This window comes from Paucilactobacillus suebicus DSM 5007 = KCTC 3549 (genome assembly GCF_001434475.1).
Taxonomy (GTDB): domain Bacteria; phylum Bacillota; class Bacilli; order Lactobacillales; family Lactobacillaceae; genus Paucilactobacillus; species Paucilactobacillus suebicus.
The window spans coordinates 15,126-30,613 of the sequence record NZ_AZGF01000030.1 but is presented as its reverse complement, the minus strand read 5'-3'; the positions used below and the strand labels follow the sequence as shown (position 1 = coordinate 30,613).

The 15,488-nt window shown below is 40.7% G+C and carries 15 protein-coding genes; 2 read left to right on the top strand and 13 right to left on the bottom strand.

Going from position 1 to position 15,488, the window contains the following annotated elements; genetic code table 11:
- Positions 1–96 precede the first annotated feature (96 nt).
- Positions 97–2,556: a phosphoketolase family protein gene (locus FD16_RS10190; RefSeq protein ID WP_010621443.1), complete on the bottom strand. Its 2,460-nt coding sequence runs from the start codon at positions 2,554–2,556 to the stop codon at positions 97–99.
- Between the two features lie 299 nt (positions 2,557–2,855).
- The gene (locus FD16_RS10185; RefSeq protein WP_010621442.1) at positions 2,856–3,584 is read right to left on the bottom strand and encodes a GntR family transcriptional regulator; all 729 of its coding nucleotides are present in this window, start codon (positions 3,582–3,584) and stop codon (positions 2,856–2,858) included.
- A 131-nt stretch (positions 3,585–3,715) separates the two neighbouring features.
- On the opposite strand from FD16_RS10185, the gene ybaK reads away from it, so the two are divergent.
- Both ybaK and FD16_RS10175 read left to right on the top strand, forming a co-directional pair.
- The gene (ybaK, locus tag FD16_RS10180; RefSeq protein WP_056938556.1) at positions 3,716–4,213 is read left to right on the top strand and encodes a Cys-tRNA(Pro) deacylase; all 498 of its coding nucleotides are present in this window, start codon (positions 3,716–3,718) and stop codon (positions 4,211–4,213) included.
- Positions 4,214–4,233: 20 nt separating this feature from the next.
- Positions 4,234–5,013, top strand: a complete 780-nt coding sequence (locus FD16_RS10175; RefSeq protein ID WP_010621440.1) for a hypothetical protein — start codon at positions 4,234–4,236, stop codon at positions 5,011–5,013.
- On the opposite strand, the gene FD16_RS10170 is transcribed toward FD16_RS10175, so the two are convergent.
- The 11 genes from FD16_RS10170 to FD16_RS10120 form a co-directional block, all read right to left on the bottom strand.
- Positions 4,985–5,665 carry an HD domain-containing protein gene (locus tag FD16_RS10170; protein ID WP_010621439.1) on the bottom strand — a complete coding sequence of 227 codons (681 nt, stop codon included), beginning with the start codon at positions 5,663–5,665 and terminating at the stop codon, positions 4,985–4,987. The two genes, FD16_RS10175 and FD16_RS10170, sit on opposite strands and share 29 nt — an antisense overlap.
- 91 nt (positions 5,666–5,756) lie before the next feature.
- On the bottom strand, positions 5,757–6,710 hold the full coding sequence (locus FD16_RS10165) for a TerC family protein (RefSeq protein WP_010621438.1): 954 nt from the start codon (positions 6,708–6,710) through the stop codon (positions 5,757–5,759).
- A 19-nt stretch (positions 6,711–6,729) separates the two neighbouring features.
- Positions 6,730–7,557, bottom strand: a complete 828-nt coding sequence (locus FD16_RS10160; protein ID WP_010621437.1) for a DUF368 domain-containing protein — start codon at positions 7,555–7,557, stop codon at positions 6,730–6,732.
- 263 nt (positions 7,558–7,820) lie between these two features.
- Positions 7,821–8,606 (bottom strand): ABC transporter ATP-binding protein, encoded by a 786-nt coding sequence (locus FD16_RS10155; protein ID WP_010621436.1) that lies wholly within the window; start codon positions 8,604–8,606, stop codon positions 7,821–7,823.
- A 22-nt stretch (positions 8,607–8,628) separates the two neighbouring features.
- A complete protein-coding gene (ilvA, locus tag FD16_RS10150) occupies positions 8,629–9,900 on the bottom strand; it encodes a threonine ammonia-lyase IlvA (RefSeq protein WP_010621435.1) in 1,272 nt (423 codons plus the stop codon).
- Between the two features lie 197 nt (positions 9,901–10,097).
- Positions 10,098–11,117: a ketol-acid reductoisomerase gene (gene ilvC / locus FD16_RS10145; RefSeq protein ID WP_010621434.1), complete on the bottom strand. Its 1,020-nt coding sequence runs from the start codon at positions 11,115–11,117 to the stop codon at positions 10,098–10,100.
- Between the two features lie 99 nt (positions 11,118–11,216).
- Positions 11,217–12,920: a biosynthetic-type acetolactate synthase large subunit gene (gene ilvB, locus FD16_RS10140; RefSeq protein WP_010621433.1), complete on the bottom strand. Its 1,704-nt coding sequence runs from the start codon at positions 12,918–12,920 to the stop codon at positions 11,217–11,219.
- 138 nt (positions 12,921–13,058) lie between these two features.
- Positions 13,059–13,274, bottom strand: coding sequence for a zinc ribbon domain-containing protein (locus FD16_RS10135; RefSeq protein ID WP_010621432.1), 216 nt, complete (start codon positions 13,272–13,274; stop codon positions 13,059–13,061).
- A 579-nt stretch (positions 13,275–13,853) separates the two neighbouring features.
- Positions 13,854–14,117 (bottom strand): chorismate mutase, encoded by a 264-nt coding sequence (locus FD16_RS10130; protein WP_010621431.1) that lies wholly within the window; start codon positions 14,115–14,117, stop codon positions 13,854–13,856.
- Between the two features lie 5 nt (positions 14,118–14,122).
- A complete protein-coding gene (locus tag FD16_RS10125) occupies positions 14,123–14,632 on the bottom strand; it encodes a shikimate kinase (RefSeq protein ID WP_010621430.1) in 510 nt (169 codons plus the stop codon).
- A 12-nt stretch (positions 14,633–14,644) separates the two neighbouring features.
- Entirely contained in the window at positions 14,645–15,484 is an 840-nt protein-coding gene (locus FD16_RS10120) for a prephenate dehydrogenase (protein WP_010621429.1), read from the bottom strand.
- Between the last annotated feature and the right edge of the window lie 4 nt (positions 15,485–15,488).

Sequence of the window (15,488 nt, the reverse complement as noted above, 5' to 3'; positions counted from 1 at the left end):
TTTTCTATCAGTACTTCTTGACGAAGAACCACAAAAAAAGCAGATGCAATTTGCATCTGCTTTTTTTGGTTGTATCAGCAATAATCAGTAATTAAATTACTTCTTAAGTGCAGTCCACTTCCAGTTAGTGAATTCTTCGATATCGCGACCTTCGTTACGAGTAACATCAAAGTGCTTTGCAAGAATGTCGTCCATCTTCTTATCGAATGCCTTACCATCAGCGTCTGAAACTACGCCTTCGCTAGTCAATACTGAAACAGCATCTTTAGCTTGGTGGAAGCGATCCAATTCTGAATATACACGCATGTCGTATGCAGTTGTGATATCACCATCTTCACGATAACCATGAACATGAAGGCCAAGGTGTCCACGTTCGTAGAACATTGATTCGATCAAGTCTTCATAACCGTGGAAGCCGAACAATACAGGAGTACCTGATTCGCCGAAGAACTTAGTAAATTCATCGTCAGTCAATGAACGTTCTGCGTTCAAAGGTCCGTTCTTCTTTTGGAGACGGTCAAGTTCAACAACGTTGACATAACGGAACTTAACTTGTGGGAATGCTTCGTTGATCAAGTCAATAGCAGCCAATGTTTCGATTGTTGGTTCAACACCAGCAGAAGCAAAGACGATATCAGCCTTGTCACCTTCAGCAACAGTTGAAGCCCAATCAATTGTCTTAAGACCAGTAGTTGCTAATTCTTCAGCTTCATCAACTGAGAACCATTGTTGACGTGGTTGCTTTGAAGCAACAATGTGGTTAATCTTTTGACGTTCAGTGAATGCACGATCAAATACAGCGAGCAATGTGTTACCATCAGCTGGCAAGTATTGACGAACAAAGTCTGACTTCTTTTCAGCTAAGTGAGTCAACAGACCTGGATCTTGGTGAGTGTAACCATTGTGGTCTTGTTGGAACACAGTTGATGTTGAAATCAAGTTCAATGATGGGTAATCATTGCGCCAGTCTTCAACAGAAGCTTGACGAATCCACTTGAAGTGCTGTGTGATCATTGAATCCACAACGCGAAGGAATGATTCGTATGAAGCAAAGATACCGGTACGACCAGTTAATGTATAAGCTTCAAGCCAGCCTTCAGCTTGGTGTTCTGATAATTGAGCATCCAAGATACGGCCTTCTGGGGCTTCGTGTTGGTCATTTGGTTCTTTGATTTCTTCCATCCATTGACGGTTGGTAACCTTAAACATTTCCCATAGACGGTTTGACATAGTTTCGTCAGGTCCGAAGAAGCGGAATGACTTAGGGTTCTTTTGTGATAATTTTGCAAGGTAACCAGATAAAACGTTCATATCCATGTTACGATTTTGATCAGCAAATGTAGTACCGCGGTTTTCTGCGTTAACATCATTGCTGAAGTCTTTCCAGTCTGGCAAGTCGAGTAATTCTGGCTTTTCACCACGAGCACGGCCACCATTAGCAACTGGGTTCATTGCCATACGCTTGTCACCCTTAGGTGCAAAGTCGGCAACTTCTTTCTTTAATGAACCATCAGTGTTGAATAATTCTTCTGGCTTGTATGAGTTCATCCAAGCTTCGAATTCTGGTAGTTCATCAAGGTTCTTCTGTGACAAACCAAGTGGAACTTGGTGAGCACGGAATGAGTTTTCGATTGGTTCGCCTGCTGGGTTGTGTGTAGGACCACCCCAGCCCTTTGGCAAACGAGCAATGATAACTGGCCAAGCTGGTACTTCACCATCTTGGTAGCGACCCTTATCACGTGCGTCACTTTGGATGTCCTTGATATCTTCGATGGCACGATCATAGATCTTAGCTGCCTTTTCATGATATGTTTCAAAGTCATGAATTTCGTTGTTTTCAAGGAAACGAGGTGAGTAGCCTAAGCCTTCGAAGAACTTAGTGATTTCTACATCACTCATCCGTGAGAAGATAGTTGGGTTTGAAATCTTGAATCCGTTCAAATCAAGTGTTGGTAAAACAGCACCATCATTCTTAGGGTTCAAGAACTTGATTGAGTGCCATGCAGTCATTGCAGGGCCAGTTTCTGCTTCACCATCACCAACAACAGTAAATGCGATCTGATCTGGGTTATCCAAAACAGCACCAGTTGCGTGTGAAAGTGAGTAACCAAGTTCGCCACCTTCGTGAAGTGAACCTGGTGTTTGAGCAGTCATATGTGAACCAATACCACCTGGGAATGAGAAACGCTTGTATAAGCGTGACATACCTTCAAGATCTTGGGTAATTTCTGGGTAGTCTTCAGTATATGAACCGTCCAAGTATGCGTTTGTAACCATAACTTGGCCACCATGACCTGGGCCACCGATGTAGAACATGTTTAAACCGTACTTGTTAATCAAACGGTTGGCATGTGCATATAGGAAAGTTTGGCCTGAGATAGTACCCCAGTGACCAATTGGCTTAACCTTGATATCGCTTGCCTTAATAGGTGTCTTCGTAACTGAGAACAATGGGTTGTTCTTCAAGAAGATCATGCCGCCTGAAAGGTAGGTACTAGCACGCCACCATGCGTCAACTTTTTCCAAATATTCTTTGGAATCGTAATCTACTGCCATGAAATTAACACTCCTTCAATAAATTGATAACTACTTATCATCTTGACTGTGTAACGCAACGTAAATATACCCTCGAAAGTTTATTTACATCAATTTACAAACACTATGATACTGACTTTTTGAGAAAAGTCAACCTTTTTGAAAATTGATACGGTCCAATTTTCGAAGCATAAGAACTCCGTTACTAGTGACAGTATACTACTTTAGAAATATAAATTTAAATAGTTTACTCCTGTTTTTAACCGTTTTGTTATAAAAAAGTAGGTAGTTGTCCGGACATATTATGTCCGAACGCCCACCTACTCTTCATCCAAGCTAACAAATGTATTATATTTTAAATATTTATAGTGAACTCGCATATTTGAAAACTCAAATGGCGTGCCGTCATCTAAGAAGAAAATTCCTTCCATGATGCCGACTGGTTCACGATCACTAAGACCCAATAATTGATGATCCTCATCATTAGACGGTTCAGCCATAATGGACATAAATGACTTAGTTACTGATTTTCCTTCGCTGTCTTCAAGATAGTTAAAGATGGATCCTTGAACGATACTTGGCGTTAGCTCAGGAGCAACCTTGATTGGAATATAACCAGTCTCAATAATGATTGGTTTATCATCAAGCAGACGTAGTCGTTTAATTTGATAGACAAAATCATTCTCGTTTAGAAAAAGATCCTGTTGAAGATCACTATTGGCTGGTACAACTTGATAGTCCAATAATTTGACACTTGGGTGTTGACCGTCTAGATTAAAACTATCAGTAACACCTAAATTGGTTCCTTCATATTGGAATAACGATTGGTTTTTCAAATATAATGGATTGATAAATGTGCCAGATCCACGTTTTTTAAAAATAATCCCCTGCTGAGCTAAGACATTAAGTGCACGTTTAATAGAACTGCGACTCACACCATAAGACTCACTTAGACTCCGTTCGTCAGGTAGCTTTTTGTTGTCGAACTGATTATTAAAAATTCGGTTCTTGAGATCATGCATGACCTCACGATATACTAAGTCTGCCATTTCATTAAGCTCCTAAATATTGACAATTGCCATGTTGACTTGCTTAGAGTATACCAGATTTGCAGAATTGGTTGTATACTTTTAAAAAATTGGTTCGATCCACATCATAATTTAAACTAGAGGTAATCACGATGAGTAAAAAGAAAAAAGTAAAAAAAACATTGGTTGAACAAATCTTAGATAAAAATAAAATTGAATATGAGCAGGCTGAATTTCCAACACATCAGGAAGGTGATGTCGCTCAACTAAATGTTGAACATAACGGTATTGAAGAACACTTAATCTACAAGACACTAGTATTAGCCGGTGAAACAACTGGCCCAGTGGTTGGTGTCGTTCCCGTGGACACTCATTTAAATGAAAAGGCTCTGGCCCGGGTATCTGGTAATAAGAAAGTCAACATGGTTCCTTTAAAAGATCTGCTAAAAACTACCGGATATCAGCATGGTGCTAACACACCGATTGGAATTTACGAAAAATTTAAATACCCGATCTATATTGATCAGTCCGCTAAAGATACCCCTTTCATATACGTCTCCTCCGGTAAAATTGGCCGATCAGTGAAGCTAAATGGTCAAGATCTTGCTACACTAGTCCATGCAAGCTTTGAAGATCTGCAACAACAATAACCGCAACAGGAGGGGATCGCATGATTCAGACTATCGTTAATGATTTCATTCAAATTATTTTGTATCTGGTTGTTATCCCATCTATTCTCGGTACTTTACTGGTAATTATTAACCATAATAATAAACAGAAAATTGTTAATATCTTAGGTTTTCGTGCCCAAGTGTTTGGGGCTTTCATCGGTATCATCATCCATGAACTTAGTCACTTATTGATGGCTCTCGTATTCCGGCATAAAATCACTAGCTTTCGCCTTGTTAGACTACCTTCACGAAAAGATCCTGATGATAATTCGCTTGGGTATGTTAACCATTCGTGGAATGAACGGAGCGTCTATCAACAGGTAGGAAATGTTTTCATCGGTGTGGCACCGATCATCGGCAATACCTTAGCAATCTTAGCATTAACTCAATGGCTGTTGCCACAAGTTGTGGCAACCTTCGAATCATCGGGTGATTTTTTAGATGTGTCACTTCTTTCTGGTGCTCCATTTGGATTTTGGGGCCTTCTAATTTGGGTTATTTTGTGTAGCAATATTTGTACCGGTGGCTTTGATTTAAGCAGCGCAGATATCAAAAATGCCCGCATCGGTATTGTCGGCTTTTTGATTATTTTAGTTGTTATCAGCATCCCCATTGGCCTGTTTGGCTGGTCACTTGACGGATTCAAGCAATTCATGATTATTATCTATTCAGCGATGGCATTTGCGTTGGTAGTCTCGCTACTGACTAATGCTGCTATCAGACTCTTGGGGCGATTTAAAACTTCTCGTGCTACTTCTCGTCCCCGTCATCTGGGATAATTTCTTCCCACTCATCTTTAAATTCCGCAATAAATTTAAGCATCACCTGCTGACGATGCTGTCCAATTTTACGTGCTGTGATAGTGTTCAATTGATCAACTATCAACAGCAATTTTTCATAAAAATGATTAATAGTTGTCCCTGGTTCGTGACGATATTGTTCTTTCGTCATATGCATCCGGGGCTTTTTTTGTGGATCGTACATTGCTTCACCCACTTTACCACTATAATAGAAGGCTCGCCCAATTCCCAGTGCTCCAATTGCATCCAGTCGATCAGCATCCTGAACCACCTTACCCGCTAATGACAATTCAACTTGTTGATCAGTGAGTGTTTTTGAAAATGACATATTATTAATGGTGAGATTGATTTCATCAATCACTGGATTACTAATGTTTAGTCGCACTAAAAATTGATTCACTTGTGTTAATTTTGCCACTGGATCATTAGTCAATTTATCGTCAATCACATCATGAAGTAATCCCGCCGCTACCGATATGGATTCATCATTCTCTTCTTTTTGGCTAATGGTGTGAATCAGCTGTTCTACTCTTTTTAAATGATCAACACCGTGGCCACTGTGGTCCTTCGATGCATCATCAAAGGCAAACTGACGAATTGATGTTAATTGATCTCTTGAAATTTGATTCATTAACTTCATCTCCATTTTGATTTAATTTTATACCGTCTTTTATGACAAAAACAAATAAAAAAATCCGATCATTAAGAATCGGATTAGCTTGCTACAATCGTCTTCTTTTTAAGGCCTTATCCACAATTATCGACGCTACAATCGACAAAGTAATCAGACTGACAATCACAACTAACGAAGCAATATTGGAAATGTGAAATGACCAGTCTAGGTAATCTGCAACTTCGTTATATACCATTTTGACACCAATAAATGCCAAAATAACCGACAGCGCGTACTTGATGTATCTGAATAGTGGCAAAATACCACTCAAAGCAAAGTATAGTGATCGTAACCCCATAATCGCAAACACATTTGAAGTTACGACAATGAAAGTATTTTGCGAAACTGACAGAACTGCTGGAATTGAGTCCACCGCAAAAATTATATCCGAGGCCTCGATAAACAACAGTGCCATTAAAAATTGTGTCGCCATTTTCTTTCCATCAATCTTAACAAAAAACTTGGCCTGGGATGCATCCTCCTTGAATGGCAATAATTTTCTAAGAACTTTCATAATCATGTTGTCGTTCAGATCGGTGTCGCCATCTTTTTTCTCAAATAGCATTTTGACACCAGTCACGATCAAGAAAATTCCAAAAATAATCATTAACCATTTAAATTTATCAAGCAATGCGACACCGGCAAAGATGAAAAGTACTCGCATGACCAAAGCACCAAACACACCCCAAAATAATAATCTGTGTTGATATTTTGGATCGATTTTAAAGAAACCAAACACTAGAATAAAGATAAACAAGTTATCAATACTCAGTGATTTTTCTAGCAGGTATGCCGTTATAAAATCAAGCGAGGGTTCTGAACCACCTAGAACCCAAATACCACCTGCAAATGCAAATGCCAGTCCAATCCAAAAAGCACTCCACAGTAACGAAGATTTTATTGTTGGTGTGTCATTATGGCGGTGAAATACGCCCAGGTCCAAGGCAAGCATTACGATGATAAAGGCAAAGAATCCGATCCAATAGATTAGACTCACTGTCAAATTATTTTCCTCCTATATTTTAACGAGCAGTTTGATCTAGTCGACTCATCCACCAACCGAGCCAAGTACCGATGGTTAACATTACGATTGATATCAGAATGCCACCGACAGATAGGTTCACGACATCTGAAGGAATAATCATGATTGTTGAAGCTAAAACTATTCCCAAAATAAAGTGAAATAGTTGTGAGTAAATTACTCTGAACAGGTGATCCATTAATTTAGCCATCACCGCAATGATCAACACGACACCAATCACGAGTGGCAATAGTACTGTCACATCACCAATTTTAATTGCATCACTCATCGGTTTGTACAGTCCAAGATAAATTAAAAAATTTGATGGACTTAAGCCAGGAATCACTAATCCTAATCCGATCAGCGCTCCACCCATGATCCAAGCACCAAACGTGGGTTCAATCTCAGAAAACAGTGGTGCCCCAAACATTAGAAATAGTGCCATGGCAACGAATGATGCAGACATAATAATTACGTCTCGTGGGCGCCTCCCTTGCTTACCAGCATCCTGCCACAATGCTGGTACTGTACCGACAATTGCGCCAATGAAGAACCATAGGATGATTGTTTCAAAATTGCCAAGAAGATAACTGATGGCAAACGAGAGTAAAAAAATTCCGCCAATCGCACCAACACCGACTGGTAGAAAGAAGATAATATTTGAAGTAAGTTTTTTAAACGGGTGTGCCAAGAAATCGATCAGTCGTTCGTACAATCCAAACACGGCCGCAAGCGCGCCACCACTGATTCCTGGTAGAATAAATCCCGTTCCAATTAATGATCCTTTTAAAAATCGCAATAGCCAGTTTTGTGACCGGTAATTGTTCATCCTTGTCCTCCAATTGTTTTAGTTGTTTTGCGTTGATACTATTATACTAAACATCAGTTTTTAATTATATTATTTTGGACTTTTTGCGCGTGTTCCTAAGGAAAAATTAAGAAGTTTGTTGAGTTCTCATCTTTCCACTTTTCTCGCTGAAACGTGATTGAAAACACAGATGCCTATCGTATAAAGCAAGAATCCCCCGTACCGATCAAAGTTCAATCGATACGGGGGATTCTTGCTTTATACCACGGCATCTAAACGTGTTTTCAATCACTCTGTTTTTGGGGATAATCCTCGTCAATCTGTGCGGTCTGGATTGGGGCCTCATAGAAATTGGCTAGGTTATTGTTGGTCAATATATCCTTTCGCTTACCCTTTTGGAATACCTGTCCATTTTTTAGTAACAGTACATTTTGAAAACATGGCATTAACTCTTCCGTGTAATGCGAAACAAACAATAGCGCCGGGCTATTTGGCATATCAGCAATTTTTGCAACTCTTTGTAATAGACTCTCTCTAGCAAACAAGTCGAGCCCGTTACATGGTTCATCTAAAATTAGTAGTTCCGGTTGTGCCATCATTGCTCTTGCAATCATTACCAATTGCCGTTCGCCTTGCGACAACACCATGTAGGTTTTACCAATTAACTTGGCGCCACCCATGTCACTTAAGATTGTTTTTGCTTGGTCTAGCTCCTGTTGGGTGTATCTTTCGTAAAGGCCAATACTAGCAAACTTGCCAGACAAAACAATTTTTTCGACTAAATCACCAGGATGCAACCAGTCTTGCAGTGCGGTACTGACCCAACCAATTCGTCTGGTTAATTCTGGAATCGAAATGTGACCAAAGAGACCACCTAACACTTCTAGCTGTCCGGTTGTCGGCCATAAATCACCATGAATCATCTTAAGCATCGTTGTTTTACCAGCCCCATTCAACCCAAGAATCGCCCAATTCTCCTTGGGCTTAATTGTCCAGTCAATATGCTTTAAAATCGTTCGATCAGACCGTTGCAATGAGACATCTTTGAATGACAAAATCGCTTGTGACAATCCCTCACCTTCCTTCGTCAAACTATACAAGCATCGTGTAAAGCATCTGGTTGTCTACCAGGTTGATGTAGTGAGGATCAAATTTTTTCATTCGTTCGATTAAATCAGGATAAGTATTCTTATCACCAAGTAAAACACCAATTAACACGGGGCCTTGGCCACGGTTGACCTTCTTAGTGTATTCAAACTTGGTAATATCATCATCTGGTCCTAAAACTTCGCTAACAAATTCGCGTAGTGCACCTGGACGCTGTGGAAAATCAACGATGAAATAGTGTTGAACACCACCATAAATCAAAGCACGTTCTTCAATTTCTTGCATCCGGTTAATGTCATTGTTACCACCGCTGATGACACAAACAACGGACTTACCCTTAATTTCATCACGCAAATTTTCTAGGGCACCAACACTTAAAGCCCCCGCTGGCTCGGCCACAATTGCTTCCTTACTGTATAAATCAAGAATTGTCTGACAAACAGCCCCTTCCGGCACTTGTGTCAGTTGATCAACATTGCGTTTAGCAGTTGCATAAGTTAGCTCTCCAGCGGTACGAACCGCGGCCCCATCAACGAATGTATCCATTTCTTCTAACGTGGTCGGTTTACCAGCATCAAAAGCCGCTTTCATTGATGCAGCACTTGCTGGTTCAACCCCCACTACCTTGGTATCAGGACTTTCGCCCTTCGCGTATGTTGAAATACCGCTAATCAGACCACCACCGCCAATGGCAACGGTAAGGTAGTCAACTTGGAGATTGCTCTTCTTAGCGTCTTCAAAAATTTCAGCAGCGATTGTTCCCTGACCCGCCATAGTATTTAAATTATCAAATGGAGCAATAAACGTTTGATTTTCCCGTTCACAAAATTCATTTGCGGCACTCGCCGATGCATCAAAAGTATCACCGGTTAACTTAATGGTGACATTATCACCACCAAAGAACTGAACCTGCCCCACCTTTTGTTTCGGTGTTGTCACCGGCATAAAAATGGTTGCATGAATTCCCATCCGATGGCATGTCCATGCCACTCCTTGTGCATGGTTACCAGCGCTCGCACAAACAACCCCGCGGTCACGCTGCTCTGGTGTTGTTTGGCTAATTGCATAATATGCTCCACGAATTTTAAACGAACGGACTGCCTGTAAATCTTCGCGTTTCAAGTACACCTGACAATCGTACTTTTGAGATAAATAAACATCATATTGTAACGGAGTGTGGCGAATAATGGGTGCCAACACCTCGTTTGCTTTTTCGACATCAGACTTAGTTAAAACTTCTTGTTTTGTGACTGCCATTTCGCCACCACCCTTTCTTTTTTCGTATTCAACTAATTAAACTTTCCTTCGAATAGCAAAAAAGGACCTAGCCACTAAATGTGACTTGCGGCCCTTTTCACTTTTTGGTTTACATTACTTTAGAGGATTATGTGGAGGGCATTTTCTGTCCGCCCTCAAGGACAATCAGATTTATGTGTATTACTTAGACAAAAAGCTTATTTTTCTGGAGTGTTGTACTTATCTGCTTCGTTAACAAATGGCATCTTTGAACGCAATTCGTCACCGACTTTTTGAAGTTGTGAGTTTTCCATTTCCTTACGGTATGCATAGAGCTTCTTGAAACCATCACGGTAGTCAGCCATGAATTCCTTAGCAAAGGTCCCATCTTGGATTTCAGTCAAGTTCTTCTTCATAGCTTCTTTTGATTCTGGTCCGATGACACGTGGTCCACGAGTGTATGAACCATATTCTGAAGTGTTTGAGCAGTCTTCGTACATCTTCTTGAAACCACCCTCATAGATCAAGTCACAGATCAATTTCATTTCGTGATCAACTTCAAAGTAAGCAAGTTGTGGTGAGTAACCAGCTTCAGTTAATACTTCAAATCCAGTTTCAATCAAGGCAGTCACACCACCCATGAGGACGTTTTGTTCACCGAACAGGTCTTCATCAGTTTCTTCCTTGAATGTAGTCTTAAGTAATCCGGCACGTGCTGCACCATTACCTTTGGCAAATTCCTTTGACTTATCTTCAGCATGACCTGAAGCATCTTGGTAGTAGCCATAAAGTGCTGGAACACCAAATCCTTCTTTATAAGTACGACGGCAAAGGTTACCTGGACCTTTAGGGGCCATCATGATAACATCTGAGTCTTCTGGTGGAACAATTTCTTTGTAGTAAACGTTAAAGCCGTGTGAGAAACCTAATGTAGCGCCCTTCTTTAAGTTAGGTGCAACTTCGTCTTTATAGACTTCAGCCATTGCTTCATCAGTGGTTAACATTTGAACAATATCTGCCTGCTTTGTTGCTTCGGCTACTGAATATACTTCAAAACCGTCACGTTTAGCAGCATCAAATGATTTACCTTGGCGAACACCGATGATTACATCGTAACCCGAATCACGTAAGTTGTTAGCTTGAGCATGACCTTGTGCACCATAACCGATAAAGGCGAATTTCTTACCATCCAAATAATGTGTTGTAACATCTTTCTCATATAGCATATCTACTGACATATGTATTTCCTCCAATATTTTCATTTAATTAATTAACTAATACAAATTGAGTTTGTCTTACAAATAATACTTCGCTGTGCAACTACACAGAAACACTCTTTAATCAACATCCATCATATGGTCGTTTGACTGACCAGGTGCAATCATCGGCTGAACAGCCCCTAATTTAGGAATTGGCACTTCAATCAAAGCTGAGTGTTCTGAAGTTAAGGCATCTTCAAGCTGCGATTCCCATGGACCTTTCGGATCCAACAAGTAGTTCTCAAGTCCGTAAGCCTGCGCTAACTTTTGAAAATCTGGTTGCTCATGGAAAACAGTTTGTGAACGTCGTTCGTCATAGAACAGGTCTTGCCACTGTCTTACCATTCCCAGTGTTCCGTTATTGAGCAGAATCACTTTAACGTTGAGACCATAGGCACTCAAAACATCCATTTCTTCGCTTGTCATCTGTAAACTGCCATCACCAGTAAACAAGATAATTGGTTGATCAGGATGCGCAAATTGAGTTCCAATCGCGGCTGGAAGTCCAAATCCCATGGTTCCAAGACCACCACTAGTTACTAGCTGTCCTGGGAAAGAATAAGGATAAAACTGGGCTGCCCACATCTGATGTTGACCAACATCAGTAACCACATACGCCTTACCTTCAGTCAATGCACCAACTTTTTCAATCAGTTGCTGCGGTTTGATCTTTCCAGCTTCTTTTGTGTAATGATACGGATGTTGCTGTTTTCGTTCGGTATTTTCTGCCATCCAGTCCGTGTGATGATCTGCTGTTGTGTCAAACTCTAACATACTTGTTAAAGCCTCTTTTGCATCAGCTACGACTCGATACTTGGTTGGTATAATTTTACCGATCTCTGCAGGATCAATATCAATATGCGCAATTTCCGCATTTGGAGCAAATCGTTTGGTATTAGTCGCCAGACGATCTTCAAACCGACATCCAACGTTAATTAATAAATCACATTTATGTAGTGCCATGTTAGCAGCATACGAACCATGCATACCTGCCATTCCCATGAACAATGGGTCCGCCGTTGGCATAACCCCTAATCCTAGCAATGAAGCAATTACCGGGATCTGATGTTGATGGGCAAATTCTATGAATTCTGGACTAGCCTTCGCCGCAACGACACCGCCACCGGCAATCATTAACGGCCTACTTGAGTGACTAAGAGCTTGCAAAATTGCTTGCATGTTATCGGTTGACTCTTGGCTAATTCCATCTGTTTGAGGTAAATCAAACTGTTGAGGTATTGAATCATCAGTCTCAATCGTTTTTGCCATTACATCTTTTGGCAAATCCACAACGACCGGTCCTTTGCGTCCTGTTTGTGCTGTGGCAAACGCTTCTGCAACAATTTGCGGTACATCGCCAGGCGATTGAACTTGATAATTACGTTTGGTGATCGAATCCGTCAGGCTTAGCACGTTAGCTTCCTGAAACGCGTCTGTTCCAATTAGCTTGGTGCCAACCTGCCCTGTGAAAACGACCATCGGTACGGAATCCCTCATTGCATCTGCAATCCCTGTCAGCGCATTTGTAGCACCAGGACCGCTGGTTACCAGAACCACTCCAGTTTTGCCAGTCGATTTGGCGTACCCTTCTGCTGCGTGGGTTGCACCTTGCTCATGTCTCACTAGGATGTTTTTAAAATGCTGTTGATACATCACATCGTACTGAGGCAGGATCGTACCACCGGGATATCCGAAAATCATGTTAACTTGTTGTTTTGCAAGTGAATTAATTAATAATTCTGCTCCGCTAAGTTGTGTCTTACTTGACTGTTTCGTTTGCATCTATTCACCTCCTTTCAAAGAATTAAATTAAATTCTGATTAGAGTTTAATTAGAATCCTTGTTAATAACTTACTATAATTTTGAGTAATGTCAACCCTTTTTTTGAAAATTAAGTAATTGTCCGTTCTGGGTTAATAATTAAAAGTCTTGATAGTTCTTCTTGTATCCACAACGTGAACAATACTTGGCATCCGGTGTCATAGCACCACAGTTAACACAAAACGTCGTCCGATATGGTTTGGCACCTTTGTCATTACACACCTTGGCGCCACACTCACTACAATATTTGCCAAATGGTACTTCTGCACCACAATGTTTGCAAATCATTTTTTCGATCGTCATTGTCATTTCCATACACCTTCACCCTTCCACTTTAGTAATCACGTCACCCTACTACGTTGATACACTCACCATCTTTATCGAAACGACGCAACTTCTAAAATTAATCGAGTCAGCCAAGCCACATCAAAAAACACAAAAAAGCGCCCATAAGACCTATCTAAAGATCTTAAGGACGCCGATGCGTGTTACCACCCTTAACTTTACAGCTACATTACCATAGCTGCCTCTGCCACGCACTAATCATCAAAAGCAGAGCCACCTTAACAAAGTTCTTTAAAGTGACACGAGCTGTCGCGCAGGACGCCGCTCATCCTAATGAAGTTAATACGTTGGTGCGTTAATGGGCACTCCCAATCCTGCCTACTTGGTTCAGCGGATAGCTCGAAGGCTACTTTCGAAACCAATCAGCGTTGCTTCTCTCAGCTAACAAAGCTCTCTGTGAATACGCTGACCATCTCTACTTTTCCTTGTCATTGCTTGTTTCGATTTATTTGATTGGTATTAATTTACTACGAGAAAATATGAATGTCAACACGAAATATGAGATTTTCATTAAAAAGATTAATAATGTGTTGGAAATCATTAATAATATTAGCTAAGTGTCTCATTTTCTAAACTGATTGCATGTTCCATGATCACCCCATATAAGTGCGCAATGAAATCATCCGTAAGATTTTCATCCCCAAATTTATCAATTAATCTTTTCACAAGCTGATCCATTCGGTCAGTTTGTTTAACTGGCATATTATGGTTCTTTTTATAATCAGCAACTTGCCGAACAACCTTTAGCCGTTGATCTAAAGCTGTCATTATCTGATCATCACATTCATCAATTTGTTCACGCAATTCATCCATGGTAGTTAATCATCCTCCAATTGTTCAATAATCTGTGTTGCCACCTGATCTGCATTAATCCCGTCAGTGTCAACAATGATATCCGCAGCCTCACGATACAGTGGGTCGCGATACTCCCATAAGCGAATGAAGCCATCACGATCCATTTGCTGAAGAAGTGGGCGCTGTTCATCCCCTTGAAGGCGATCTAACAGTTCCTCTGGTTGTGTTCTTAAATAAATAACCGGCACCTTCGATTTGCTGAGCAAACCACGATTTTCTTTGCGCATCACAACACCACCACCGGTTGATAAGACTCCAACCTGATCTAGTTGTTTTTTTAAGGCTTGAGTTTCGATCAATCTAAACCGTTCTTCACCTTCACGAGCAAAAAATTCTTGAATGGACTCTCCTAATTCTCGTTCAATTACTTCATCCAAATCACGCTGATATGTATTCAACTGAGGCGCCAATTTAGCCCCAACAGTTGTTTTGCCAGCTCCCATAAAGCCGATCAATGCAATGCTTGAAGTCATCAAAAATCCCCCTTAAAACTTTTGCCGCAACTGTTTTGAATGATCGAAAAAATCATAAATTGTTGTAGCATCATTTGCTTTTAAAGCCTCAATTACTCGATTAAGGCTTGATTGAAAGCTTTCCAACGACTCAAGTGTCGCATCATGATTGGTCATTAAAATATCTGTCCACATTTGGGGATCGGCTGCTCCAATTCGAGTTGTATCCTTAAAACCGCCTGCTGCATAATTTGGCAATTCAGGATAATCCGTTAGTGTCTGGGTGGTGCTGTTAACTAACGTGGCTGCCACAACATGGGGCAGATCGCTTAAATAAGCCATCATTAAATCATGTTGTTGAGCCTCAACTCTAATAATGTGCACACCAATACCGTTTAGCAATTCTTTAGCACGATATACAGCATCTTGATCATCAGAAACCAAAAAATATGGCACCTGATCATATAAATGTCCATCAACGGCATCAATGCCGGCTCTTTGTGTACCAGCCATGGCATGCCCACCAACAAAAGCAATTCCTTTTTTTATTAGTGGCTGAGCGGCCTGCATGACTTGGTCCTTCGTACTGCCAGTGTCCATGATTAACACACCTGGCTTCAGAGTTAAATCTAATAAATCATGTAGAGTTGCAATAATCGCCCGAATTGGTGTCGCTAAAATGATTACATCTGCATCAGCCACAACACTCTTCAAATCTGAAGATGTATCAACCACAAGATCAATTTTTTTTGCCTTATTTAAAGCGTCTAAATTTCGATCAACGCCAATAATTTCAGCATCATCACGCGAATTTTTGATCGCAAGTGCCAGCGACGCACCCATTTCTCCAAGTCCGTTTACAACAACTCTCATGTCT

Coding starts and splice junctions, on each gene's coding strand:
- FD16_RS10190 (WP_010621443.1), bottom strand. CDS start 2,556: ATGGCAGTAGATTACGATTCCAAAGAATATTTGGAAAAAGTTGACGCA.
- FD16_RS10185 (WP_010621442.1), bottom strand. CDS start 3,584: ATGGCAGACTTAGTATATCGTGAGGTCATGCATGATCTCAAGAACCGA.
- ybaK (WP_056938556.1), top strand. CDS start 3,716: ATGAGTAAAAAGAAAAAAGTAAAAAAAACATTGGTTGAACAAATCTTA.
- FD16_RS10175 (WP_010621440.1), top strand. CDS start 4,234: ATGATTCAGACTATCGTTAATGATTTCATTCAAATTATTTTGTATCTG.
- FD16_RS10170 (WP_010621439.1), bottom strand. CDS start 5,665: ATGAATCAAATTTCAAGAGATCAATTAACATCAATTCGTCAGTTTGCC.
- FD16_RS10160 (WP_010621437.1), bottom strand. CDS start 7,557: ATGAACAATTACCGGTCACAAAACTGGCTATTGCGATTTTTAAAAGGA.
- ilvA (WP_010621435.1), bottom strand. CDS start 9,900: ATGGCAGTCACAAAACAAGAAGTTTTAACTAAGTCTGATGTCGAAAAA.
- ilvC (WP_010621434.1), bottom strand. CDS start 11,117: ATGTCAGTAGATATGCTATATGAGAAAGATGTTACAACACATTATTTG.
- ilvB (WP_010621433.1), bottom strand. CDS start 12,920: ATGCAAACGAAACAGTCAAGTAAGACACAACTTAGCGGAGCAGAATTA.
- FD16_RS10135 (WP_010621432.1), bottom strand. CDS start 13,274: ATGGAAATGACAATGACGATCGAAAAAATGATTTGCAAACATTGTGGT.
- FD16_RS10130 (WP_010621431.1), bottom strand. CDS start 14,117: ATGGATGAATTGCGTGAACAAATTGATGAATGTGATGATCAGATAATG.
- FD16_RS10125 (WP_010621430.1), bottom strand. CDS start 14,632: ATGACTTCAAGCATTGCATTGATCGGCTTTATGGGAGCTGGCAAAACA.
- FD16_RS10120 (WP_010621429.1), bottom strand. CDS start 15,484: ATGAGAGTTGTTGTAAACGGACTTGGAGAAATGGGTGCGTCGCTGGCA.